We start from the raw sequence: 26,821 nt of genomic DNA, 5'->3' as shown, positions 1-26,821 counted from the left end.
TATAGAAATATTGAGTGAAATAATGAATACCCTTTCTCCGATTGAATTACCACTAAATTGTACCGCATTAATTGAAGCCTCTGCCGGTACGGGTAAAACCTTTACTATGGCAAATTTATATTTGCGATTATTGTTGGGCGTAGGCTGTCAGCCTTTAACAGTTGAGCAGATCTTAGTGGTGACTTTTACCAAAGCGGCAACTGAAGAATTACGTGATCGGATTCGCAAAAACATCAAAGCCTGTCGTATGTTTTTACAAGAGTACGATGCGGATCAATCCTATGATACCAATGATTTTTTCTTCCAATTACATCAGCAAATTGAACGAGTGGAAGAAGCGATTCTACGTTTGCGTATTGCCGAACGGGAAATTGATTTAGCCAGTATTTTTACGATTGACAGTTTCTGCCAAAAAATGTTGTTTCAATTTGCGTTTGATTCGGGGGTTCGTTTCGATAGTGATCTACAACCGGATGAAAGTGATCTGTTACGCCGTATCAGCGAAGAAGTTTGGCGAGAAATGTTCTATCCGATGGGATTGAATGAAACGGCATTGATTGTGCAATCTTTAGGTACGCCGAAAAAGGCTTTACGCAACATACAACAATTTATTGATAAAGAATTACCTGCGTTTTCCTCGGAGCAATCTTGGATAGAATCTGATTTAGCTTATTATGTTAGACAGGCGAATGATTTCTTTTATCAAGCAAAACAGCATTGGTTGAACAATGGCGAACAAATTATCGCTTTGGTGCAAGCGGAGTTAGCCAAAACTTATGCTAAAGGGATAAAAAAATCACTCAGCCGACTTTCATATAAAAGCAATTTAGTAGCGGCTTGGATTAAGAAGATAAATGATTGGGCAAATAGTCAAGAGATAGGTTTGCCGGAGGCATTTGAACGGTTCTGTCAAGATTTTATGCAATCTAAGGCGGAAGAGGGTGCTGAGCCGTTATCTGATCAGCTGTTTGTAAAAAATCAGCAAATTTGGACCGCTTATCAGACAGAATTTACGTCAGAGAAACAAAAAGCACTATTGCTTTATCAATATTTATCCGCCGTTCGTCAAAAACTGGCGGATTATAAGGCAACACATAGTGAAAAGAGCTTTAATGACTTACGAGCCTTTCTAAATCAGGCGTTGAAAAGTGAGCGAGGCGAGGTGTTAGCTGAGCAGATTCGCCGTTTATTTCCGTTTGCGATGATCGATGAGTTCCAAGATACCGATAAAGAACAATACGAGATTTTCCATAAAATCTTTATGCAAGGAGAACGGCAAAATCGCGGTTTTATTATGATCGGTGATCCGAAACAGTCGATTTATAAATTCCGTGGAGCGGATATTTTTACGTATTTGACCGCTTCGCAACAAGCCCAAGAAAAGCGAACATTACCAAAAAACTGGCGTTCGTTACCTGAAATTGTCACCTCAACCAATCGTTTGTTTACGTTTCCTGAAAGTGTGGAACATCGTCCGTTTTTATATGACGGTATCCGCTTTCAAGCGGTTGAACATAAGCAGACGGATACACAATTAGTCGGTGCTGAGCATTTTAATTGTTATTTACAGGAAGAATTTAACGAACAAGAGGCAGCGGAACATTGTGCTTATCAAATTCAGCAACAATTAAAAGCAATGGAAGCGGGCGATTTTGGTTTAAATTTTGCAAAAGATCAGACATTTACCGCTTTTCAAGCCAAAGATATTGCAATCTTAGTGCGTGGTAAAAAGCAAGCTATCTTACTTAAAGACGCTTTAGCAACGCGTGGTATACGTTCTGTCTTTCTGTCAGACAGACGTAGTGTTTATGCTTCGGACATCGCACAAGAATTAAAATGGGTGTTATATGCCTGTTTAAATCCTTATCATCAATCGAGCGTATTAACTGCTATCGGCTCAAGTTTATGGGGATTATCGGCAGCAGAGATTTATCGGCTAAAAAATGATGAGAATGCGTGGGATAAACAAGTTACAGCCTTTATTCACTACCAACAAATTTGGCAACAGCAAGGTATTTTACCCATGTTACACCAGTTGTTTATGCAAGAAGGGATTATTCACCGTCTGCGTGCCGGTACGGATAGTGATCGCCGTTTAACTGATTTATTACATTTGGCGGAATTATTGCAAAATGCAATGCCGAGCTTAGAAAATGAATCAGCATTAGTACGTTGGTACGAACGTCAATTAGAGAATCCACAGGAACAGGAAGATCAGCAATTACGTTTAGAAAGTGAAGATGAATTAATCAAAATCATCACGATTCACGGTTCAAAAGGCTTACAGTATCCGATTGTATGGCTACCGTTTATTGGTAAAAACAATCGAGGGGATCGACCATCGCAAGGAGAAGAAACGCCAAAGATTTCGCTCTACCGAGATGAACAAGATCAGATTAGCTGGCATTTAGGTAAGAGAGATAAGACGACCCAAGCGTTAATGGATAAAGCGGAATTTGCCGAAGATTTACGTTTATTATATGTTGCCTTAACTCGTGCCGAGTCACAATTAAACTTGATTCTGCCAACTATCTTTGCGGAAGGTTGGAATCCAATGCACTATTTATTGAGTAATGGTGAAGTTGGCGTGACGACCGCTTTTGCTACGGAGGTATCTACGCAGGAATATTTAGATCGTAAAAGAATTAAATATAAAGCGGTTGAGTTAAACTCGCCGGCAAGCGTAGATACTTGGCGACCAAAGGCATCTTTACCGAGTGAATTACAAGCGAGATCTTTTCATCGTGAAATTGCACGTGATGGGCAAATTAGTAGTTTTACCGCATTGCACGCTTATCATGAACGAAACGAACAACTTAGTTTTGGGCAAAATCTACTGAGTGAAAAAGTACAGGATTATGATCGACAAGTTGATTTAGTCGGATTAGATGAACAAGATTGGTTGGAAGATAATACGGCTTATTCTGCTTATCAATTTCCGCATAGTACAAAAGTCGGTAGTGTTTTACATCGTTTTTTTGAACATTGTGATTTCCAACAAGCGGTCGATTTTGAGCAAGTTTTTGCTATTTGTGAGCAGTTAGGATTAGATGAAAATTGGCACACTCCCTTGCAACAATGGCTTGAAAAAGTGCTTGAAACGCCGTTTAGCGAAGCAGAATTTAGGTTAAAAGATGTGCCAATCACAAAACGTTTGAATGAATGGCAATTCTATTTACGTTTAAAAAATGCTGATGGATTACGTAAGTTAAATCAGTTGTTACAACAATATAGTACGGTATCTGCCAACTTAGCGGATTTGAATTTACCGCAGTTAGAAGGATATTTACGTGGTTTTGTCGATTGTATCGTACAAGTCAACGATAAATTTTATCTGATTGATTATAAGTCCAATTTCTTAGGTTATTTAGCACAAGATTACAGCCAGAAAAATCTACAAAAAGCCATCGGGCAATATCGTTATGACCTGCAATATTTGCTTTATATGCTGGCGTTTCATCGTTATTTACGAGTGCGTTTAGGCGAGCAGTATGATTATGATCGTGATTTTGGCGGCGTGGCATATTTATTCTTACGAGGAATGAACGGCACAGCTAATAGCGGTGTATTTTTCGAAAAACCTTGCAAACAGCTTATTGACGGTATGGATGAAATATTTGGTTAATTAAGTAAATAAGGGCTACCGATTGGTAGCCCTTATTTTTGGTAAAAAAGGAAAGATATTCGACCGCTTATTTAGCTTAACGCAACACCGCTTAATTCAATAAAGAAGCCGGCGATGGTTGCGCTCATTAAGTTTGCTAATGTACCGGCGATGACTGATTTTAAGCCAAGGCGAGCGATATCTGAGCGGCGGTTTGGTGCCATACTACCGATACCACCGATAAGAATGGCGATCGCACTGAAGTTTGAGAAACCACATAAGGCAAAGGTGATAATCGCTTTGGTTTTGTCGGTTAATACCACAGCGGCATCCGGTTGTAGGTATTTGGCAAATTCTAAATAGCCGACAAATTCGTTCACTGCTAATTTCATACCAATCATTTGACCGGCAATACCGGCTTCTTCCCATGGTACACCGATTAAGTAAGCTACTGGTTTGAATAAGTAACCAAGTAAGACTTGTAAGGTCAAACCTTCAAAACCGAATGTATTACCTACACCGCCGATTAAGCCGTTTAATAATGCAATCACCGCAATAAAGGCAATTAACATTGCACCCACGTTAAGGGCTAACATCATACCTGAGCTTGCACCGTTTGCGAGCGCTTCCACCACATTGTGCGGTTGTTCAAGATCAACGCCTTCTTCAATCGTATCTTTAAATTGTTCGGTTTGCGGATACATTAATTTTGCAAATAATAAACCTGCCGGCGCTGCCATAAATGATGCGGCAATCAAGTAAGTAAGAGGAACCCCCATTCCGGCATAACCTGCCATGACTGAGCCGGCGATAGAGGCTGTACCGCCACACATAATCGCAAATAATTCCGATTCGGTCATTTTATTGATAAACGGTTTAACGACCAATGGTGCTTCTGTTTGACCTACAAAGATATTTGCTGCCGCAGACATAGATTCCGCTTTAGATGTACCAAGTGCTTTTTGTAAGCCACCACCTAAAATTTTGATTACCCATTGCATTACACCGATGTAATACAGAACAGAAATTAACGCGGAGAAGAAAATGATTACCGGTAATACTTTAACTGCAAAAATAAAGCCTAAATTACTCGGGTCGGCTAAGTTACCGAAGACGAAAGCGATACCGTCATTGCCGTAATTAATCACTGCACTTACGCCGTTTGCTGTTGCTAATAATGCATTACGACCAGCCGGAACGTATAGAATTAATGCAGCAAATGCAATTTGAATCGCTAATGCACCGAACACGGTACGATAGCTAACAGCTCGCTTATTATTTGAGAAGAGGAAACCTATTGCCAATAAGGCAAAAATCCCTATAACACTCATAAATGTACTCATACTAAACACCTCATAAAAATAAAAAATGAAATTAATAAATCGTGATAATCTTGTTAATTCCGCATTGTTTAGCAAAAGTGGCTAATTCATCTGTTTGTTCAATACTTGGAACAAACGGTTTAAGCCCCTCTTCATCCCGTGCACCTTTGGTATGTACTCGAATAATTTTTAGTAATACATCAGGATAATCGGCAAGTAACATAGCAACTTTTTTAATTAATGCTTTGGCATCAAAAAAATCCTTTACATAAACCAATCTGACTTCTTCCACTTTACCAAGCGGTAATAATTTAGCTAAATTTTGCAAATTACGTTGTAGGTTTTCCGATTTGATGTGATTAACCGCTGGAATGATTTGTTCCGGCACTTTTCCTTGCTGATTTTTGCGATCAAAGCAGAGTGTCTGTAAGCCTTCGCCATCACCTTTTAGATCAAATAAAAATTTATCGGTAACCTGAATTAACGGTTCAATCGTTTCATAATCAAAAAAGCCACTACTGTCTAAATAGCAAGTTAACCCTTGTTGTCTGAGAACATTAAATAATGGTATTAATTTTTTGTGATGAATCGTTGGCTCGCCACCGGAAACCGTTACCCCTCGAATAAAAGGTACGGCATCCATAACCTGATCGTATAAATATTGTAAGCTGACCTGTTTCGCTTCCGAGGTATAACGTGGAATCGTTTCCGGATTATGACAATAGAGGCAATTCAGCTTACAACCTTGTAGGAAAATGCTGGTGCGATTACCCTGTCCTTCCACATTAGAGAACGGAATAATGCGGTGTAACGGCACCAGAATGTCGGAGAGTGTCGGCACTTTACTCATTCGCACTCACGTCTTCTTTATCACGTAATTGGCGGTCAAAGACATTTGCACAATCATCTGTGCCTGCACCGTACCAAGTTGTATCACGTAACACCGCTTCGCCTTTACGGTAACGTTCTACCTCACTTTTCTTCACTAAATAGCCGGTAACACGAATTAAATCGGTATTTTTGAGATAAGTCGTGATATAGCGATAACCGTTGGCAAACGAACCGTCAATAATATCGACTACCGCATCCAAATGGTCGGTATAAGTTTGGTCAAACGCAAATAAGTCACCGGTTCCGGACGGGAAATATTTATGGAATGGTGCTGATTGTTTTAAATGAGCCAATAAGGTTGGCTCTTCACCGACACGAATACGGTGCGCTGGCGTATTCATTTTGTCTTCAGCGTGATTACTTGCCCCAACTTGTGCATGTAATAAGTATTGGTTATTGGTGCGTTCTACATATAAGCCTTGATGTGCATCATTGATTTCTTTCAACTTATCCATAATTAAGGTCGCAATCTCATCGCCTCGTTTACTTTGGCCGAAGGTTTCATTTAAACCTTCTTTTTGTAAGAGATGATTTGTCGCATCAGCTAAACCGACAATCGCAATCATACTGGTGAAATTCGTGCGTTTAATAAAGCCTTCTTTCACTAAGAAGTCGGTTTCAAAGAAATTACTTTGTTCCACAAGGAATTTATGACGTTTATCCATCGTTGAAAGGGCGAGTTTTGCGACTTTCGGTAACAACTCATTAACCATTTCATCTACGCTGTTACAGGCACGACCGATAGTCCCTAAACGTAAGCGAGTTAGGGTATAAGCACCGCCGCACTCTGGTAAGGCGTTGTAACAACTTGCAATACCGTAATCTTCGCCTAAATCGGAAATATAATAAGCATCGTTAGCAAAAGATGGTTTAGACACCAATAAGCAGGCTTTTGCCGCAAGCTCGGCAAATTCACGAGAAGTTTTAGTTTTGTCGTAACGAATGCTCATATTTGGAGTCGGATTCTCCAGCTCAATTACTGCTTTTAGGATCAAACGACCGGCTTTGGTATCATAAGGGCCGACATTCGCATGGCAGAAAGAATCCGGTACGGTTTTATCAATATGATTTAAGAAACGTTTGATCTTGATATAGTCTTGTTCTTCATCGGTAATGAACGGATCAAGTAATACATCTAAGCGACCGATATAAACCGGGTAGGTGGTAATAGACGGCACGTGAGAATAGATAATGAGTAAACCGTCTAATGCTTCATCAAGATTAGTTGGTGGCGGTAAATCTAAAAATTTACAGCCTTTTTGGATATAAACATTATAATCCGGCAATATGTAACGTGGGCGATAAATGGCATAACCTTCATTAAGATCGCATATCATTTGGTTTTCGATATATTGCCATTCTTCTTCGGTGTAGCCTAATAACTCAGTAGGATTAAACAGACGCTCAGCAATGTTTCCGAGGATCATTAATTTTTGATGATAAGTGAGCGAATTTGATTTAACCGTATCTAAAATGTCTTGTAATGAAGATTGCATATTATAGCCTCAAATAAATCAGGAAATTTGGACTATATTGTACGGATTTGCTCAAAAAAATACTGTGAAATAGATCTCAATTTTCGATTCCGAAAAAAACAAAAGCACCAAAAATGACTGATTTTTGGTGCTTTCTTCGTCAAATAAGCGGTCTATTTCCTTCTAAATTTTGTAAAAGATAAGATCAGACAAAATAGACTTATCGTATAAATCAACCAATTTCCGGTTTTAGCGAATAAAGTTTCGCCTTTGAACGGCTGAATTTGGGCAGTTAATACGTTCGCTTCAAACTGTGGAATTTGTTCAATGACCTCGCCTTTTACACCGATAATTGCCGTAATCCCCGTATTCGCCGCACGGATTAATGGCTTACCTAATTCGAGTGCACGCATTCTTGCCATTTGGAAATGCTGCCAAGGGCCTATAGAGGCTCCAAACCAAGCATCGTTAGTAATCGTCAATAAATAATCCGATTGCTGTGCTTGTTGGTTTTGTTGCATTTGGTGACCGAAAATTACCTCATAGCAAATCGCCATATTAAATTTACGCTTTTTAGCGAAAAGAGGCTGTTGCACAAAATCACCTTGCGATAAGTTAATCGGCAGAATAAACACATCACGCATCCAATCCAATACCGAGCCGAAAGGCACATATTCGCCAAACGGTACTAAATGGTGTTTGTTATAACGTGTGGTATGGTGTAAGTCATAGGGCTGTGATGGATTACCCAATACCACTGCACTATTAAATAATTGCTCACTTTCATTTTGATAGAGAGTACCAATAATGACTTCACTACCTTTTTCTGCAGCAACTTGCTGAAGTTGGCTAAGTAGCGGATAAATTTGCGTTTCTAATGCTGGAATAGCCGATTCAGGTAATACAATCACATCACTTTTACCTAATAATGGGCTGATTAAACGTTGATAAGTTTGTAACGTATAATCAAAATGTGCCGGATCCCATTTCATCTTTTGCTCAATATTGCCTTGTACAAGACTCACGCTAAGAGGTTGTTTTTGCTCATCAATTTGCACAAATGGAATAAATTTGGCGGAAAATGCTAATCCGCATAGTATTACTAAAGTAGCAAGCGAAGCGGTTGTTTTTGCAGATTTTTTTACCAATAACACAAGGTAACCACTCACAACCATTACAAAGAATGTTAATCCCTCAACGCCTAATAGTGGTGCAATGCCAGCAAACGGACTGTCAATTTGCGTATAACCGAACTGTAGCCAAGGAAAGCCGGTAAATACGACACCACGCAGATATTCGGTAAAGGTAAAAATCGCCGCAAGTGCAAAAGGGTTGCGGATTTGGAAACGTTGGGCAATGTAGCAGAATAGCAAATTATAAATGGCAAGATAGCAAGCCAATAGAAACACTGCGATATAGCTCACCACAAGAGGTACGCCACCGAATTGAGTCATACTGACGTGTACCCAATTTACCCCGACACAAAAACAGCCGAGCGACCAGGCAAAGGTTGCCCAAAGGGCGGTTTTACGCTGTGGAAGTGTTGCCGCCCAAATTAAGCTGGCAGCAGAAAGGTAGATGAGTCCCCAAATATCAAAAGGGGAATAGGCGAGTGTACTCATGCCTCCGAGGACAGCAGCAAGTAAACAAGCGGTTAAAATTGATGGATTTTTTACAAATTTCATTTGAGAGAGTTAATTAAGTAATAGAGAAAGATGCTTCGAAACAACGCAAATAAAAGGTGAGGATAAAACCTCACCTAGATATTATGTTTTGTTTATTATTCTTCGTTGGTGACCAGCTGTTCCATTTTTTCCAGCTGTTCGTCCGGTACGGTAACACGTAATTGAATCAGACGGCGGCTATCGGCAGAAGTGACTTTAAAATCAATGCCTTCTAATTGAATTTGTTCGCCTCTTTGTGGAAGATGTCCAAATGCTTGCATCACTAAGCCACCCACGGTATCTACTTCTTCATCGGTAAATTCGGTCGCAAAGGTTTCGTTGAATTTTTCAATATCCGTTAGCGCTGATACCGCATAAGTGTGACGAGAAAGCTGACGAATCGGCTCAATTTCTTCTTCATCAAATTCGTCTTCAATATCGCCTACAATTTGTTCGAGAATATCTTCAATTGTGACTAAGCCTGATACCGCACCGAACTCGTCCACCACAATTGCCATATGAAAACGTTCCGAACGGAATTCTTTTAACATACGATCAACTCGCTTACTCTCCGGCACGACAACCGCAGGACGAAGGATAGTTGACATATCGAAGGCTTCAGAATCCGTTCTCAAGAATTTGAGTAAATCTTTAGCGTGTAAAATACCGAGTACGGTATCTTTGCCATCATCTAAAATAACTGGGAAGCGAGAATGAGCAGATTCAATGATAAGATCAACACAGGCGGCTAAATCAAGATTTGCATCAATATATACAATTTGTGGACGAGGGATCATAATATCACGTACACGCAGTTCAGAAATTTCCATTACCCCTTCAATCATTTCTTTTGTGTCATTATCGATTAAGTCATTCTCTAATGAATCTCGAATGACTTCGACTAAATCTTCACGATTTTTTGGTTCTGATTGAAATAAGCCACCAAAGATGGATTGTAAAAACGATTTTTTATCTTGTTGTGAGCTTACGCTCTGTTGTTCATCACTCATTGTATATACTCTTAAAATAATCTGTTTACCCGAATAATTTATGATTTATCAGATTGTGCAGAAAATTATCACAAATTAAGGGCTTTGATAATAAATTTATTTCTATTTTTCAGAAATTAGCATAGCATAAGATTAATATTTTTTATATTGATTCAATTGAAGGAGTTTCTTAATGAAATTAGCGAAAATTGCGGTTGCTATGGCAACATTAGCGGTCAGTTCTTTTTCTGCAGCAGGTACATTAACGGTTTCGGATAGTGTGGAGTTACTTGCATTTGATGGCCAAAAAGTGGCTAGAGGTACGGCAGGTTTATCTATTGATAGTAAAGTGCATCAAGTTGTTGTAAGTGTAAGTGATATTGTAGACGGCAGTTATTTTTCAATTGATCCGGTTATCTTAACTTTCAATGGTACGGATGAAGATGCAAAAATCGTTACACCAAAATTTACCTCAAATTTTACCGTAGATAAATTCAGAAAAGATCTAAATTTCAAAATTGAAACAGCATCAGGCAAAGAAATTAGTTATAAACGTGATTTGTTAAAAGGTGAAGGTTTTGCCCCAAATTCTCGTGTTGAGGATAATCTTGCAAAATATAATGCAAGTAAAGCATCTGCCTCTGTACCGGCATTTACTAATGCAGCTCTAGAATCTAAAGGGCAAATGGTCATTGAAACAACAAATGTAAAAGAAGAACAGTTGCAAGTTTTATTTAAAAAAGCGGATAAAGAAACTCAAAAACGCTTCTTGGAATGGGCAAAAAAACAGCAATAATTATTTCAAAATTACAAAAAGCCTCAATATTTTATTGAGGCTTTTTGTATTTTAAAGCCAAAAAATTTGAAGTTCATCACACCTTTGAGAATCAAAATGTGCGTAATGTCACAAATTTACATTTTCTCATTTGCTAAAAATGTTCGTTTTTATATATTGCATTCCGAAAACGTTTGCGTTTTTCAACATTCACTAGCGTAATTTACTTTTCGTTATCCGTAGGAGGACTATATGGAAAGATCGTTAAAAGGTGCTTGCATTGCTGAATTTATTGGCACTGGACTTATTATTTTCTTTGGGGTCGGTTGTGTTGCCGCAGCTCAGTTAGCTGGAGCAACTTTCGGCTTATGGGAAATCTCAATTATGTGGGGGGTAGGGGTTGCACTCGCTGTTTATACTACCGCAGGTGTTTCCGGTGCCCATTTAAATCCGGCGGTTACAATCGCATTATGGAAGTTCGCTTGTTTTGATGGTAAAAAAGTGCTTCCTTACATTGTTTCTCAATTTCTTGGTGCTTTTGCAGCCGCTGCATTAGTTTATTTCCTCTATAAAGATCTGTTCTCAGCGGCAGAAGCGGCAAAAAATATGGTTCGAGGTGAAACAGTAGGTTTTGCAGGTGTCTTCTCAACCTATCCGAATGAGCATATCAGCGTATTACAAGCATTTTGTGTTGAAGCTGTCATCACAATGGCATTAGTTGCTCTCATTCTAGCTTTAACAGATGACGGTAATGGTGTGCCAAGAGGTCCTATGGCTCCGTTATTAATCGGTTTATTAATTGCGGCAATCGGTGGTGCTTTCGGACCGTTAACCGGTTTTGCAATGAATCCGGCTCGTGACTTTGGTCCGAAACTCTTTGCTTTCTTAGCTGGCTGGGGTGATATTGCATTAACTGGTGCGCGTGATATTCCATATTTCCTTGTTCCTTTGATTGCACCGGTTGTAGGTGGGCTTGTCGGTGCTTGGGGCTACCGTCGTTTTATCGGTAAAAATTTACCATGTAATTGTAATTGTAACTAAGTTACTCATTTAATAGAGAAGGTGATTACTATGACTAAAGAATACATTATTGCGTTAGACCAAGGCACAACCAGTTCTCGTGCGGTATTACTCGATAAAAATGCCAATATTGTAGAAGTTTCACAGCGTGAATTTACCCAAATTTATCCGCAAGTCGGTTGGGTAGAGCATAATCCGATGGAAATTTGGGCGACACAAAGTTCGACATTAAATGAAGTGGTGGCAAAAGCAGGCATTACTTCCGATAAAATTGCCGCAATTGGTATTACTAACCAACGTGAAACCACAATTGTATGGGAAAAAGAAACCGGTAAACCGGTTTATAATGCGATTGTATGGCAATGTCGTCGTACGGCAGATATTTGTGCCAAATTAAAAGCAGACGGTCACGAAAGTTATATCCGTAAAACCACTGGTTTAGTGGTTGACCCTTATTTCTCCGGAACAAAAGTAAAATGGATCTTAGATAATGTTGAAGGAGCAAGAGAAAAAGCGGAACGTGGTGAATTGCTATTTGGTACGGTCGATACTTGGCTCGTTTGGAAATTAACCCAAGGCCGTGTTCACGTGACGGATTACACTAATGCTTCCCGTACAATGCTATTCAATATTCATACCAAACAATGGGACGATAAAATGTTGGAATTATTAGACATTCCTCGTTCTATGCTACCGGAAGTAAAAAATTCATCAGAAATTTATGGTGAAACCAATATCGGTGGTAAAGGTGGTGTGCGTATTCCGGTTGCCGGTATGGCGGGTGACCAACAAGCCGCACTTTATGGACATTTATGTGTAGAAGCCGGTCAAGCGAAAAATACCTACGGAACCGGTTGCTTTATGTTGATGAATACCGGTGATGAAGCGGTGGAATCTAAAAATGGTTTAGTCACAACGATTGCGTGTAATGCAAAAGGTGAGCCATGCTATGCGTTAGAAGGTTCTATCTTTATGGGCGGTGCATCAATCCAATGGCTACGTGACGAACTAAAAATTGTTCACGATAGTAAAGATTCAGAATATTTTGCTATGAAAGAAGAAAGTACAAATGGCGTTTATGTTGTGCCGGCATTTACAGGATTAGGTGCACCATATTGGGATCCGTATGCACGAGGTGCAATTTTAGGGCTTTCTCGTGGTGCAAACCGCAATCATATTGTGCGTGCAACTTTAGAATCTATTGCCTATCAAACTCGTGATGTATTAGATGCAATGCAATCGGATAGTGGCAAACATCTTGCAACCTTGCGTGTTGACGGTGGTGCGGTTGCGAATAACTTCTTAATGCAATTCCAAGCAGATATTCTTAATGCGAATGTTGAACGTCCAGTTGTGCGTGAAGTAACCGCATTAGGTGCGGCATATCTTGCCGGTCTAGCTGTGGGCTTCTGGAAAGACTTACAAGAATTACGTGGTAAGGCTTCTATCGAACGCACCTTTATCCCAGACGGTGACGAAGCAAAACGTACTAGACGTTATAAAGGTTGGAAAAAAGCGGTGAAACGTGCATTAGAATGGGCAAAAGAGGACGCAGAGGAATAAGTTAACTCTTCTTACAAGCGGTCGGATTCCTGTAAAATTTGCTAAAAATCTAACCACTATTTATGTAAAACAAAGGGCTTCAAATTTGATTTGAAGCCCTTTTTCTATGAATAAGAATTTTATCTAAACGTATTTTACATAGGAAAATAGGTTGGATATTAGCTAAATTAACATTATTAAACTTTAATTTATTGTATTTACTTAGGTTTATAAATTTATACAATGCTTTGCTTTGCTTTGCTTTGCTTTGCTTTGCTTTGCTTTGCTTTATCTTTGTTTACTTGCTTTATTGTTTAGGATTAAATAACGCCCTGAAAGGCATATGCCTTTTGTATACAAAAGGGGCAGTTGATTTATAGTTGATTGTCATTGTTTATTTGCTATTCTTATTAATAAGAAGGATTTTATGAATAAAAACCAATTCGTTAAACTAAGTTTAACTTTAGTTGCATCAGCAGTGTTAGCTGCATGTAGTTCTTCAAGCGGTTCATCAAATAATGATGAACAAGCTAAACAACAAGCACAACAACAAGCACAACAACAAGCTAAAGCAGCGGCAGAAAAAGCAGCGGCAGAAAAAGCAGCGGCAGAAAAAGCAGCAGCAGAAAAAGCAGCAGCAGAAAAAGCAGCGGCGGCAGAACAAGCTGTGAAAGATGGCAAATCTGTAGGTCATAAATTAGTTAAAAAAACAGAATCTAACTTTGTATTAAAAGCAGGCCAAGTAGAGACTTCATCTAAATCAACTGGCAATGCAGAAAACATGGCTCTTGATTTACATCCTAGCTTAGACACAGTAGTAGTATCTATCCCTGTCGATCACAACGGTAATGTAATTCCTAATGCACCTGTTGGTTATTTAGAAGATTTTGACTTCCGTGGTAACACGGATAACACTAAAGGTGAACATACATTACAACACATCTACAAAACTGCAAACGGTTCTACTACAGGTAAAAAAACTAACGGAGAAGAGATTGGTCAAAAGCGTGGTGTTGTAGCTACAACTAAAACCAGTTCTATGGGTGAAGAACAAGGTAAAGCTTTAGTATACCAAGCGGATCGTCAAAACTATATCGGTGCTGATGAGAAAGTTAAAGTATATAATAGAACTTTAGATAAAAATGGCGTAGCTAAAAACGGTGAAGGTGATGACGTTGCTTATACTGCAGAATCATTCCGTGATCGTGCAACTACAGTTGCTGAAGTTTATGGCCACAGAACTTTCGTAGATGGTAATTCAGTAACTTCTGCAGAAAAAGGTGAAGTGGCATTAGCAAATGCTCCATTTGGTAAAGCAACTACTAATAAAGATGGTTCTGTTACTTATACTGACGTGAAGCTTAACCATGTTCAATATGGTCGTGTAACATCTAAATTAGATAAAGTACAACCTGAAGCGGTTAAAGTAGGTAAAGACGTTGGTGCAACAGGTACAAAAGTGGTTAGTTATGGTGAATACAACCAAAAAGGTACAGAAAACAGCTACTTCTACCGTGGTACTAATGATACTGCTTACAATGCAAACTTAACTGGTGACTTAGCAAAAGCTTATTTTAATGCAGATAAGGCACAAGGTAACTTAACTTACCAAGGTCACGCGGTAACTTACGGTTTCGAACATACAGCACCTACAGCAAAAGTATCTAATGTTCCAAATGCACTTGGTACGGATCAATCTATTCAACTTGTTAGCGGTACTCACGCAAAAGCAAATATTGATTTAGCAACTAAATCTGTAACGGGTAACCTATACGATGTATGGTCTGTTGATGGTAAAGAAGTGAATCAAAACATTGCAGCATTTAACGGTTCTTTAAACAATGCTGGTGTAATCGCAGGTACTTCAACTCGTTTAGCGGATAAAGCAGAAGGTTCATTAAATGCTAACTTATTCGGTAAAAATGCAGAAGAGTTAGGTGGTGCATTAGCATCTAAAGCAGTAGATGCTAACAATAGCTGGGGTGCAGCATTTGGTGCTAAAGTCCAAGAGGTATTATATAAAGCACCAGAAGTGGTTCCACCAGCTCCAGCGAAGCCTGTTACTCCTCCACCAGCTTGGGGTGTTAAAACAGACGAAGTAGATGCACAAATTACTAAATAATTCTTTTATTTAGAAATGTAATAAACAGCCCAGTTTTGGGCTGTTTTTTTAGCTTAAAAAATATGGAAGTAACTATGAGAAAAACACTCGCGTTCGTCATATATTTAGGAATGTTCTCATCAGCTTATGCTGCAGATGAGGTTCAAGCAATCGTAGATAGAGAAGCGACACAAATTAATGTAAAAACGCCGGAAGTTAATGAACCGCAATTAAAATTAGATCAACTTAGAAAACAAGAATTATCCGCCCAAACAGAAAATAAAAATCAGTCGGAAATTAAATATACCGCACGTCAACTAATCGAACAGCCTGAAATTCTTGAAGATTTATTTGTGTCAGCATTAGTTAATGCAAATAAAGCGATTTTGCCTACTTATATTAAGTTATATCAATTAGTTCCTTCAGCAGATACTTCATTAATTGATTGGGCAAATGCAATTTTGCTCAGAGATACGAATTTAAATGATTCGGTTAATATGTATCGTAAATTATTATCAAGTTTTCCTAATAATGAGTATGTCCGTTTTCAATTAGCAGAAACACTTTTTTATAATCAAGAATATGAAGCTGCTAAAACGCAATTTGAGCGATTGAGAGCAACGGAAAATATCAGTGAAAACGATATTGTGGTATTTGATCGTTTTATTGACGCGATTAATAATAAAGATAGTTGGAATTTTTCATTTGGTGCGACTTTTTTAAATGACAAGAATTTAGCTAATTCTGCAAAACAAGGCACTAAAATGGCATTGGAAAACGGTGGTGTGATTACTTATAACTCAGCTCGCCAAGAAGGGCAGGGAATTTCTGCGTGGTTTAGTGCAGATAAGCAATGGATGCTATCCGATGGAAAATATACTAAATTAGAAACAGGTTTATCCGGCAAATATTATTGGGATAATAAACGTTATAATGATATAAATACGAATATTGGCTTTGGTTTAGGATATGCAGATGCTCGATTTAACATTGAATTAATTCCTTATATTAGTAAGAGATGGTATGCCGGTGGAATGAACTCAGGAGAATCATTAAAACAATATTCAAATACTTATGGTGCGAATCTTTCACTCAGTTATTGGCTAAACCAAAACTTTAAATATTCTTTATATTATGACTATGGCTATGATAAATATGAGCATAGTAAATATGACCAAATTTATAGTGGACCGGCTCACGCATTATCCAATTCTCTTATGTATATGCCAAGTGCGACTCAGTATTGGTCATTAGCTTTAGACTTACATAAAAAAGATGCGAAAGATAGAACTAATGCTTATGAAAGAATTGGTGGACGTTTAATTTGGGGACAAGAATGGCCTCTCGGTTTGTCTACGCAAGCATCTGTTGGTATAGGTAAACGTAATTATAAAGAGGGTTCATTCTTAGGTAAGCAAAAAAATAAAGAGCTATCAACATCGCTCTCTGTGTGGCATAAAGAGCTTCATTATCAAGGTTTCACACCTAGAATAACTTGGAGCTATACTAAGACAAATAGTAATCTTGCTATTTATAGCTATGATAAACATCAGATTTTCTTTGATGTATCTAAATCATTTTAATATTATTTATTAGTTTAAGAATTGTTATAGATAAATAAAAAGGGCTTCAATTTATTTGAAGCCCTTTTATTATGGATTAACTACTGAATAGCCGCTTTTGTGCGTGTTTTTTTCACTTTAATCGTTTGAGGTTTTGTTGGAATAACCTCAATGCCCATTGGCGGATTTTCTAGTGCGATCGCTAATACTTCATCAATCGTTTCAACCGCGTGAATCGTTAATGCTGCTTTTGCATTTTCCGGGATTTCTTCCAAATCTTTTTCGTTATCTTTTGGAATAATCACGGTTGTGATACCACCACGATGTGCAGCCAATAATTTCTCTTTCAAGCCACCGATTGGTAAAACTTTACCACGTAAGCTAATTTCTCCAGTCATTGCCACTTCTTTGCGAACTGGGTTACCGGTCAGGCTAGAAATTAGTGCAGTACACATTGCGATACCAGCACTTGGACCGTCTTTCGGTGTTGCTCCGTCCGGTACGTGTACATGAATATCTCGTTTTTCATGGAAGTCATCTGCGATACCTAATTGAGCCGCTCTTGCTCGTACCACCATCATTGCCGCTTGGATAGATTCTTTCATGACATCGCCTAATGAACCTGTAAATGAGAATTTACCTTTACCACTTACTGATGCCGTTTCGATCGTTAGTAAATCGCCGCCAACTTCAGTCCAAGCTAAACCGGTGACTTCACCAACACGGTTTTGGTTGTCCATTTTGCCGTAATCAAAACGTTTTACACCTAAGTAGTCTGCGATATTTTCTTCGGTTACTTTAAGTGATTTCACTTTTTTATCTAACACTAAGGTTTTCACAGCCTTACGACAGATTTTTGCAATTTCACGTTCAAGACTACGTACACCGGCTTCACGAGTGTAATAACGAATAATGCTTAAAATAGCACTGTCTTCAATCACTAATTCGCCCACTTTTAAGCCGTTATTTTCCTGCTGTTTAGCAATTAAATGATCACGGGCAATGTGCATTTTCTCATCTTCGGTATAACCGGAAAGACGAATAACTTCCATACGGTCGAGTAATGCCGGCGGAATATTCATTGAGTTTGAGGTTGCCACGAACATTACATCGGAAAGATCATAATCAACTTCTAAATAGTGATCGTTAAACGCTTTATTTTGTTCCGGATCTAATACTTCGAGTAAAGCAGATGCAGGGTCACCACGCATATCCTGTGCCATTTTGTCGATTTCATCGAGCAAGAAGAGTGGATTTTTCACACCGACTTTTGCCATTTTCATCATTAATGAACCTGGCATAGAACCGATATAAGTACGGCGATGACCACGGATTTCCGCTTCGTCACGCACGCCACCTAATGCCATACGCACATATTTACGTCCTGTTGCATTGGCAATAGATTGACCAAGCGAGGTTTTACCGACCCCTGGAGGACCCACTAAGCATAGAATAGGACCTTTGAGTTTATTTAAGCGACTTTGTACAGCGAGATATTCAACAATACGTTCTTTGACTCGCTCTAAACCATAGTGATCTTTATCTAAAACTTCTTGAGCTTTAGCTAAATCTTTTTTGACTGCAGATTTCTTATACCACGGCATTTGTAAAATCCAATCAATATAACCACGTACAACCGTTGCTTCGGAAGAGCTTTGAGGCATTGCTTTTAACTTTTTAAATTCGCTGTCTAATTTCTCTTTGACTTCAACCGGTAACTTAGCCGCATCAATTTTTTCTTTTAGTTTATCTAGCTCACTTTGTTCAGCATCTTCACCGTTGCCTAATTCTTTCTGAATGGCTTTAATTTGCTCATTTAAGTAATAATCGCGTTGGTTTTTTTCCATTTGCTGTTTTACACGATTACGAATACGGGTTTCGGTTTCTAATGAATCTAACTCAGTCGCCATAACGACTAATAATGCTTCAAAACGAGCAATTAAATTCACTTCTTCTAATAATGCTTGTTTTTTCTGAACCGGTGCAATTAAATTTGAAGCCATTGTGTCGGCTAAACGATCTTCCAGTGAGATTTTTTGTAATTTAGGTAAAATTTCTGCCGGAATTTTTTTGTTATTTTTTACATAACCTTCAAATTCATTGAGTGTCGTTTTAGCAATCGCTTTTAATTCATCATTTTCATCATCATATTCTGAAATGAGCGGTTGTACACCTGCCCAAAAGCCATTTTCATCGTCATGAATATGCTCAATTTTAGCACGTTGTTGACCTTCAACTAATACTTTGACTGTACCGTCCGGTAGATTCAACATTTGAATAATATTGGCAATAACACCAACATCATAGACATCGGCAGTCGTTGGTTCTTCTTTATTTGGATCTTGCTGAGTAACGAGGAATAATTGTTTGTTATTATCCATTGCCGCACGTAGGGCTTGAATCGATTTTTCACGTCCTACAAATAACGGCATAACCATATAAGGGAATACCACTACATCACGTAATGGAAGTAGTGGTAATTCAATCGCTTTCTTTTTTCTCGGTGCCATAAATTTGCTCTCTTTCTTTTTTAGAATCAATTTACAATTTATTCATTATGGGGCTGATTTTAGGAAAAACAAGGAAAAATTTGATTAAAAGTAAAAAAGAGGGAAATACTATTCAGTATTTCCCTCTCTGTGTTCTCAGTTATTTACTATGAAATTATTTACCGTAGTGGTCACCTAATTTTGCTTTATGTTTGCCTTCTTCAATCATTACGATAAGCATTAATAACACAGCTAATACGCCACCGGCAATCATTACATAGAAACCACCGTCCCAGCCGTAATATTCAGCCGCCCAACCTACAACTGCTGATGCAGAAACTGTACCACCTAAGTAACCGAATAAACCGGTAAAGCCTGCTGAAGTACCTGCTGCTTTTTTAGGTGCAAGTTCAAGAGCGTGTAAACCAATTAACATTACCGGACCATAAATTAAGAAACCTACTGTTGTCATTAAAATGAAGTCCATTAATTGGTATGGGTTTTCATAGAATGGTTTACCTGCATATAATGCTAATTCAGCTTCAGGTGTTGCTGGGTTTTTCCATAATGCGATAACCGCAAGAGTTGTTAAGATCATAAAGATAAAGCCGGTTAAACCACGTTTACCTTTGAATAATTTATCTGATACCCAACCACATAATAATGTACCTGGAATCGCAGCTAATTCATAAATGGTATAAGCCCATGCAGTACCTTTAATATTGAAGTGTTTTACTTCGCCAAGATAAACCGGTGACCATTTTAATACACCGTAACGAATTAAATATACGAATACGTTAGCGATTGCGATATACCATAATAATTTGTTTTTAAGAACGTAAGTTACAAAGATTTCTTTAGTGCTTAAGTCTTTTTCCGCTGTTTCTTCATTATAGTCATCCGGATAGTCATTACGCCATTTTTCTACCGGTGGTAAACCACAAGATTGTGGAGTATCTTTCATAACGAAATATACTGGAATTGCTGCGATCATTGCTGCAATACCCGGATAGTAAAGTGCTTGTTGCCATACATCTTTCGCTGTTGCATGTTCGCCGGTGTTACTGAAATAGATTGCACTTGCTAATAGCACCATTGCACCCGGTACCATACCACCCACGTTATGCGCACAGTTCCAAATAGAAACGATAGTACCGCGTTCTGATTTAGACCACCAGTGAACCATTGTACGACCGCATGGAGGCCAACCCATACCTTGGAACCAACCGTTTAAGAAGATCATGACAAACATTACTGCAATGCCTGAAGTTGCCCATGGCATTAAACCCATCATAGTCATACAAAGACCAGAAAGTAATAAACCGAACGGTAAAAATACTTTCGGGTTTGAACGGTCAGACATACCTGCCATCACGAATTTAGATAAACCGTAAGCAAGGCCTGCACCGGTACCGATAATACCTAATTCCGCTTTGTTATATAAACCTGCTTCGATTAAACCTTTTTGAGCAAGGTCGAAGTTTGCACGCACGAAATAATATGCGGCGTATCCGAAAAAGATGCCTGCAAAAACTTGCCAACGTAAGAATTTATATCTTGCATCTATTTTATCTGCCGGTAATTCCGCTATATGCGGAGCCGGTTTAAATGGACCAAACATAGAAACACTCCAAATTATATTTATTGATAAAACGTTCGATTTCGAACAATCAAATATATTTTATCGAAAAAAAAGTAATACTCCATATAATTTATTAAAATTTGTGAATACACTCACATTTTTATGTGTGATTTAGCTAAAAAAGTGAGCGATTCACAAATTTATCTTCTTTTTCGCTCAGAAAAAATACTTATTTTGTTCCTTTAAGAAATTGAACACCTGTATCCGGGAAGTCTGTAAAGATACCGGTTGCGCCTGCTTTATTTAATAATGCGTCATACATTTGATTTACATTGCTAAAGAAGTCAGGTAAAGCGTCTTTACGTACTGTGTACGGGTGTAATTCCATTTTGGTTTTCGCAATATCTTTTACCATTGGTGTGTATTTAATATCGCCTAGTTTTGAATTTTTATCATCAACCAACATATACCAGCCCGGACCTACACCGTCAGCGTATTTCGCTACTTCAGCCATCGCACCGTCTTTAAACATCCAGTCATAGTTATAGTTGACCCATTTACCTGACGCATCTTTTTCTTCTGTTTCGTGCCAATCGGTGTAAGCGATTAATTGTACTAATTTCACGTCCATTCCCATTTTTGGCAATAATTCGGTTTTAATACGTTTTAATTCATTAAAATCGAAGGTTTGTAAATAAACGCGATCCGATTTTTGATCATAACCATATTTTTTCAAGACTTTTAACGTTTCCAATGCAATATCTTTACCTTCTTGGTGATGTAACCAAGGGGCTTTGATTTCCGGATAAATACCAATTTTTTTACCGGTTGATTTTTCTAATCCTTGGATAAATTCAATTTCATCTTCAAAAGTATGAATTTTGAAATGTGATTTCCACATCGGGAAACGGTTTGGATACACTTGGACTTGTTGACCGTTTTCAGTTTTGAAGTTTTCGGTCATTTCAAGGGATTGGATTTCTTTCAAGGTAAAATCTGCGACATAGAAACGGCCGTCTTTACGTGCACGTTTTGGGAATTTTTTAGCCACATCGGTTAAACCGTCTAAGAAATGGTCATGGATAACGATTAAGCGATTATCTTTAGTCATTGCAAGATCTTGCTCTAAATAGTCCGCTTGTTGTGCAACAGCGAGTGCTTTGGATTCTAAGGTATGTTCCGGTAAGTAACCGCTAGCACCTCGGTGTGCAATGACGATTTTATCTGTTTGTGTCATTTGCACAGATTGAGAATGAGTGCAACCGGCTAATACTGCAGTAGCGATAAGGCTAGCAGCTAATACTTTAATTTTCATTTTAATTCTCCTTGGTTATTAGTGTTTATATATCAACAAACGGGCGTAAGGATATATTAAGGAAGTGAATATAAAAGCTAATTTATGTAAATTTGTGATCTATGCCATAAATAATTTCTTTAATTGAAAGAATTTGTGAGTTCATTCACATTTCTGATTTCTTTTTTGCTCATTTGCTTGTTCCAAAACGCTCATTTTTATACAATGGCGTTGTTTCCATTTGTTCGTTTCATTTCATTTAATGTGGGAGAGGTTGACTATGAACATTTCACCTCAAATGTATAAGAATGTTGCAGATTTTTCACTGGTAAATACAGACGTTATTATTATCGGTGGTGGTGCAACGGGTGCCGGTATTGCACGCGATTGTGCTTTACGAGGCTTAAAATGTATATTACTTGAACGCAGAGATATTGCCACAGGTGCGACAGGGCGTAATCACGGTTTGTTACATAGTGGCGCACGCTATGCAGTAAATGACCGGGAATCTGCTGAAGAATGTATTAAAGAAAATTTGATTCTCAAACAGATTGCTCGTCATTGTGTAGATGATACTAAAGGGCTGTTTATCAGTTTGCCGGAAGATAATCTGAATTATCAGAAAACCTTTATTGAATCTTGCACGGCATCAGGTATTGAAGCGGTCGAAATTGAGCCGGATCTTGCAAAATATATGGAGCCGTCCGTTAACCCATCATTAGTAGGGGCGGTAGTTGTGCCGGACGGTTCGATTGACCCGTTCCGTTTAACGGCATCAAATATGCTGGATGCAACGGAAAATGGCGCTCAGATTTTTACTTATTGCGAAGTGAAAGGGTTGATTCGTGAGGGCGGTCGAGTGATCGGGGTAAATGTGTACGATCACAGAAATCATATTGAACGCCAATTTTTTGCACCAATTGTAGTCAATGCCGGTGGGATCTGGGGACAAGGTATTGCCGAATACGCTGATCTTAAAATCAAAATGTTCCTGGCAAAAGGTTCATTATTAGTGATGGGACACCGTATTAACAATATGGTAATCAACCGTTGCCGTAAACCGGCAAATGCCGATATTTTGGTGCCGGGCGATACCATTTGTGTTATCGGTACAACCTCAGACCGTATTCCTTATGATCAAATTGATAATATGGTAGTGACACCGGAAGAAGTGGATGTGTTATTCCGTGAAGGGGAAAAACTGGCTCCGAGCTTACGTCATACCCGTGTATTACGAGCTTATGCCGGTGTGCGTCCTCTTGTTGCGAGTGATGATGACCCATCCGGTCGTAATGTTAGCCGTGGTATTGTGTTGCTGGATCACGCAGAACGTGATGGTTTAGACGGTTTTATTACCATTACCGGCGGTAAGTTAATGACTTATCGTTTAATGGCAGAATGGGCAACCGATTTAGTTTGTAAAAAATTGAATAAATCGGACCGCTGTACCACAGCGGAACGTCCGTTACCAGGATCAAGTGAAAGTCGAGAAGAAACCAGTAAAAAAATTGTTTCATTGCCAAATACAATCCGTCATTCTGCGGTATATCGTCACGGTTCTCGTGCAACACGTTTACTTGAGAATGAACGTTTAGACCGTTCATTAGTTTGTGAATGTGAAGCAGTGACCGCTGGTGAGGTACGTTATGCAGTTGATGAATTAAACGTAAATAATCTTGTGGATTTACGTCGCCGTACTCGTGTGGGTATGGGAACTTGCCAAGCAGAACTTTGTGCTTGTCGTGCGGCCGGTTTGATGAGCCGTTTCAACGTTGCGACACCGAAAGAATCAACCACACAATTAGCCTCATTTATGGAAGAGCGTTGGCGTGGTATTCAGCCGATTGCATGGGGTGATGCGATGCGAGAAGCTGAATTTACTAGTTGGATTTATTATAGCTTACTTGGATTGAATGATGTTCCGGCAAGCGAAAGCACAGGAGTAAATAGCAATGAATTTTGATGTAGTGATTATCGGTGGCGGACTCGCCGGTTTAACCTGTGGGATTGCCCTTCAAGAACAAGGAAAACGCTGTGCGATTATAAACAATGGACAAGCAGCGATTGATTTTTCTTCCGGTTCAATGGATTTACTTTCTCGCTTACCAAGCGGTCAAAAAGTGCAAAATGTTTACCAATCGTTAGATGAGTTAAAAGCTCAGGCTCCGGAGCATCCATATAGTATTCTAGGCAAAGAGCAAGTATTAGCGAAAGCACAACAATTTGAACAATTAGCACAAAGTTTAAATCTTCATTTAGAAGGTTCAACGGCACAAAATCATGAACGTATTACACCATTAGGTGGTATTCGTACAACGTGGTTATCGCCGAATAGTGTACCGACGGTAGTTCGCATAACTGATTTAGCAGAGAAACATATTGCTCTATTAGGCATTGAAGGCTATCACGATTTTCAACCGCAATTATTGGCGGACAATTTAAAACAGCATAGCCAATTTGCCGATTATGAATTTACAATCGGTTATTTGAATATTCCTGAATTGGATTATTTACGCAAAAATGCACGTGAGTTCCGTAGTGTCAATATTGCACAATTATTAGAGCATAAATTGTCTTTCCAAGATCTTGTGAAAGAAATTAAACAGGCGGCAGGGAGTGCGAAAGCAGTCTTTTTACCGGCTTGTTTCGGCTTAGATAACCAAGACTTCTTCAATAGCTTACAACAAGCAACCGGTTTGGCATTATTTGAATTACCAACGTTACCGCCGTCTTTATTAGGTATTCGCCAACATCGCCAATTACGTTTACGTTTTGAGCAATTAGGCGGTATGATGATGAATGGTGACCGAGCGGTGAGAGCTGAGTTTGAAGGTGAAAATGTCGCTCGTATTTTTACTACGTCACACCAAGAAGAACCGATTAGTGCGGAGCATTTTGTGTTGGCTGCCGGCAGTTTCTTTAGCAACGGACTTGTGGCGGAATTTGAACGAGTGAAAGAGCCGGTATTTGATCTAGATATTTGTGGTTGCAAAAAATTTGATAATTCTGACCGCTTTACTTGGACTCATAATCGTTTTGCAGCACCTCAACCTTATCAATCTGCCGGTGTGGTGATTAACTCGGCTTGCCAAGTGCAAAAAAACGGTGCGGTTGTACCGAATTTATATGCAGTAGGTAATGTTATCGGTGGTTTCCAAGGTATTGATCAAGGTTGTGGTTCAGGTGTTGCTGTGATAACGGCATTAACTGTTGCAGAACAAATCGGAGGTACAAAATGAATATTCAACAATTAATTGAAAATGCACGTCAAGGCGTACAATCTCCGGTTGTTCATCAACATTTTGACCCAAGTTTTGAAAGTTGCTTGAAATGTACTGCTTGTACGGCGGTATGTCCGGTTTCACGTAATAATCCGTTTTATCCGGGACCGAAACAATCTGGTCCGGACGGCGAGCGTTTACGTCTGAAAAGCCCAGACTTCTACGATGAAGCCTTGAAATATTGTACAAACTGTAAACGTTGTGAAATTGCTTGCCCGTCAGATGTAAAAATCGGTGACATTATCGTGCGTGCGAGAAATCGTCACGTTGAGCGTCAAAATAAACCGTTAGTTCATAAATTGCGTGATGCGGTATTAAGTAATACCGATATTATGGGTACGATGAATACGCCGTTCGCACCGATTGTAAATACGATTACCGGTTTAAAAGCGACTCGTTTCTTGTTAGAGAAAACTTTAAAAGTTAGCCAACACCGTACCCTACCGAAATATTCATTCGGTTCATTCCGTAATTGGTATATGAAAAAAGAAGCGAAACGCCAAGCACAATTTAAAGAGCAAGTTGCTTATTACCACGGTTGTTATGTGAACTATAATAATCCGCAGTTAGGTAAAGAAGTGATCGATGTGATGAATGCATTGGATATCGGTGTGGTCTTGCTTGAGAAAGAAAAATGTTGCGGTTTACCGTTAATGGTGAATGGTTTTCCTGAAAGAGCAAAAAAACAGGCTGAATTTAACCTGAAATATCTTGAAAAAACCGTAGATAAACAGTTGGAAGTGATCGGTACATCTTCAAGCTGTACGGCGAATTTAAAAGAAGAATACAGCCATGTCCTCGGTATGCCAAATACCAAAGTGAAATCGCATATTGATATCGTGACACGCCATTTATACAAATTGCAAAAAGCGGGCAGAAAATTACCGCTTAAACCAATGCGTTTACGTGTTGCTTATCATACTGCTTGTCACGTAGAAAAAGCCGGTTGGGCGCCTTATACGTTGGAATTATTAAAACAAATTCCAGAGTTAGAAGTGGTAATGTTGCCATCGCAATGTTGCGGTATCGCAGGGACTTACGGTTTTAAAGCGGAAAACTACGAAACGTCACAAGCAATCGGACGCACTTTATTTGAGCATATCAATGAAGGCGGTTTTGATTATGTGATTTCAGAGTGTGAAACCTGTAAATGGCAGATTGATATGTCGAGCAATGTTACTTGTTTACATCCAATTACTTTATTATCAATGGCATTGGATAAACGCTAAT

Annotated in this window: 17 protein-coding genes; 9 read left to right on the top strand and 8 right to left on the bottom strand. The window is 38.8% G+C overall.

From position 1 onward, the window contains the following. The first annotated feature begins 22 nt into the window (after nt 1-22). Nucleotides 23-3,625 carry an exodeoxyribonuclease V subunit beta gene (gene recB / locus NYR60_RS03495; protein WP_279467761.1) on the top strand — a complete coding sequence of 1,201 codons (3,603 nt, stop codon included), beginning with the start codon at nt 23-25 and terminating at the stop codon, nt 3,623-3,625. A 71-nt stretch (nt 3,626-3,696) separates the two neighbouring features. On the opposite strand, the gene NYR60_RS03490 is transcribed toward recB, so the two are convergent. From NYR60_RS03490 to corC, 5 genes are all read right to left on the bottom strand, one after another. Continuing rightward, a complete protein-coding gene (locus NYR60_RS03490; protein WP_279467760.1) occupies nt 3,697-4,947 on the bottom strand; it encodes a NupC/NupG family nucleoside CNT transporter in 1,251 nt (416 codons plus the stop codon). A 31-nt stretch (nt 4,948-4,978) separates the two neighbouring features. Further along, nucleotides 4,979-5,767, bottom strand: a complete 789-nt coding sequence (locus tag NYR60_RS03485) for a 4Fe-4S cluster-binding domain-containing protein (protein WP_279467965.1) — start codon at nt 5,765-5,767, stop codon at nt 4,979-4,981. A 1-nt stretch (nt 5,768) separates the two neighbouring features. Further along, nucleotides 5,769-7,313, bottom strand: a complete 1,545-nt coding sequence (locus tag NYR60_RS03480) for a YjjI family glycine radical enzyme (protein WP_279467759.1) — start codon at nt 7,311-7,313, stop codon at nt 5,769-5,771. A gap of 152 nt (nt 7,314-7,465) precedes the next feature. Beyond that, a complete protein-coding gene (lnt, locus tag NYR60_RS03475) occupies nt 7,466-8,977 on the bottom strand; it encodes an apolipoprotein N-acyltransferase (RefSeq protein WP_279467758.1) in 1,512 nt (503 codons plus the stop codon). Between the two features lie 95 nt (nt 8,978-9,072). Next, nucleotides 9,073-9,966 (bottom strand): CNNM family magnesium/cobalt transport protein CorC, encoded by an 894-nt coding sequence (corC, locus tag NYR60_RS03470; RefSeq protein WP_279467757.1) that lies wholly within the window; start codon nt 9,964-9,966, stop codon nt 9,073-9,075. Nucleotides 9,967-10,138: 172 nt separating this feature from the next. On the opposite strand from corC, the gene NYR60_RS03465 reads away from it, so the two are divergent. The 5 genes from NYR60_RS03465 (at nt 10,139) to NYR60_RS03445 (ending at nt 16,966) form a co-directional block, all read left to right on the top strand. After that, complete coding sequence (locus NYR60_RS03465; RefSeq protein WP_279467756.1) at nt 10,139-10,741, top strand: curli polymerization inhibitor CsgI-related protein; 603 nt, start codon at nt 10,139-10,141, stop codon at nt 10,739-10,741. A 231-nt stretch (nt 10,742-10,972) separates the two neighbouring features. Next, entirely contained in the window at nt 10,973-11,761 is a 789-nt protein-coding gene (locus NYR60_RS03460) for an MIP/aquaporin family protein (RefSeq protein WP_279467755.1), read from the top strand. A gap of 30 nt (nt 11,762-11,791) precedes the next feature. Continuing rightward, nucleotides 11,792-13,303 carry a glycerol kinase GlpK gene (gene glpK, locus NYR60_RS03455; RefSeq protein ID WP_279467754.1) on the top strand — a complete coding sequence of 504 codons (1,512 nt, stop codon included), beginning with the start codon at nt 11,792-11,794 and terminating at the stop codon, nt 13,301-13,303. Nucleotides 13,304-13,709: 406 nt separating this feature from the next. Beyond that, entirely contained in the window at nt 13,710-15,404 is a 1,695-nt protein-coding gene (locus tag NYR60_RS03450; protein WP_279467753.1) for a transferrin-binding protein-like solute binding protein, read from the top strand. Between the two features lie 74 nt (nt 15,405-15,478). Further along, nucleotides 15,479-16,966, top strand: a complete 1,488-nt coding sequence (locus NYR60_RS03445) for a surface lipoprotein assembly modifier (protein WP_279467752.1) — start codon at nt 15,479-15,481, stop codon at nt 16,964-16,966. A gap of 80 nt (nt 16,967-17,046) precedes the next feature. On the opposite strand, the gene lon is transcribed toward NYR60_RS03445, so the two are convergent. From lon to glpQ, 3 genes are all read right to left on the bottom strand, one after another. Beyond that, the gene (lon, locus tag NYR60_RS03440) at nt 17,047-19,455 is read right to left on the bottom strand and encodes an endopeptidase La (RefSeq protein WP_279467751.1); all 2,409 of its coding nucleotides are present in this window, start codon (nt 19,453-19,455) and stop codon (nt 17,047-17,049) included. A gap of 154 nt (nt 19,456-19,609) precedes the next feature. Continuing rightward, nucleotides 19,610-21,055, bottom strand: coding sequence for a glycerol-3-phosphate transporter (gene glpT / locus NYR60_RS03435; protein ID WP_279467750.1), 1,446 nt, complete (start codon nt 21,053-21,055; stop codon nt 19,610-19,612). A 190-nt stretch (nt 21,056-21,245) separates the two neighbouring features. Beyond that, a complete protein-coding gene (gene glpQ, locus NYR60_RS03430) occupies nt 21,246-22,331 on the bottom strand; it encodes a glycerophosphodiester phosphodiesterase (RefSeq protein WP_279467749.1) in 1,086 nt (361 codons plus the stop codon). A 259-nt stretch (nt 22,332-22,590) separates the two neighbouring features. On the opposite strand from glpQ, the gene glpA reads away from it, so the two are divergent. From glpA to glpC, 3 genes are read left to right on the top strand one after another with little or no spacing between them, the layout of a single operon-like run. Further along, nucleotides 22,591-24,273, top strand: a complete 1,683-nt coding sequence (glpA, locus tag NYR60_RS03425) for an anaerobic glycerol-3-phosphate dehydrogenase subunit A (protein WP_279467748.1) — start codon at nt 22,591-22,593, stop codon at nt 24,271-24,273. Beyond that, complete coding sequence (gene glpB, locus NYR60_RS03420; protein ID WP_279467747.1) at nt 24,263-25,549, top strand: glycerol-3-phosphate dehydrogenase subunit GlpB; 1,287 nt, start codon at nt 24,263-24,265, stop codon at nt 25,547-25,549. Before glpA ends, glpB begins: the two co-directional genes overlap by 11 nt. After that, nucleotides 25,546-26,820 carry an anaerobic glycerol-3-phosphate dehydrogenase subunit GlpC gene (glpC, locus tag NYR60_RS03415; RefSeq protein WP_279467746.1) on the top strand — a complete coding sequence of 425 codons (1,275 nt, stop codon included), beginning with the start codon at nt 25,546-25,548 and terminating at the stop codon, nt 26,818-26,820. The genes glpB and glpC overlap by 4 nt, the downstream gene beginning before the upstream one ends. Nucleotide 26,821 lies beyond the last annotated feature (1 nt).

It is taken from the genome of Actinobacillus genomosp. 2 (assembly GCF_029773605.1).
In the GTDB taxonomy this organism is placed as follows: domain Bacteria; phylum Pseudomonadota; class Gammaproteobacteria; order Enterobacterales; family Pasteurellaceae; genus Actinobacillus.
The sequence above is the reverse complement of the archived record's forward strand: the minus strand, read 5'-3'. Positions and strand labels throughout refer to the sequence as shown.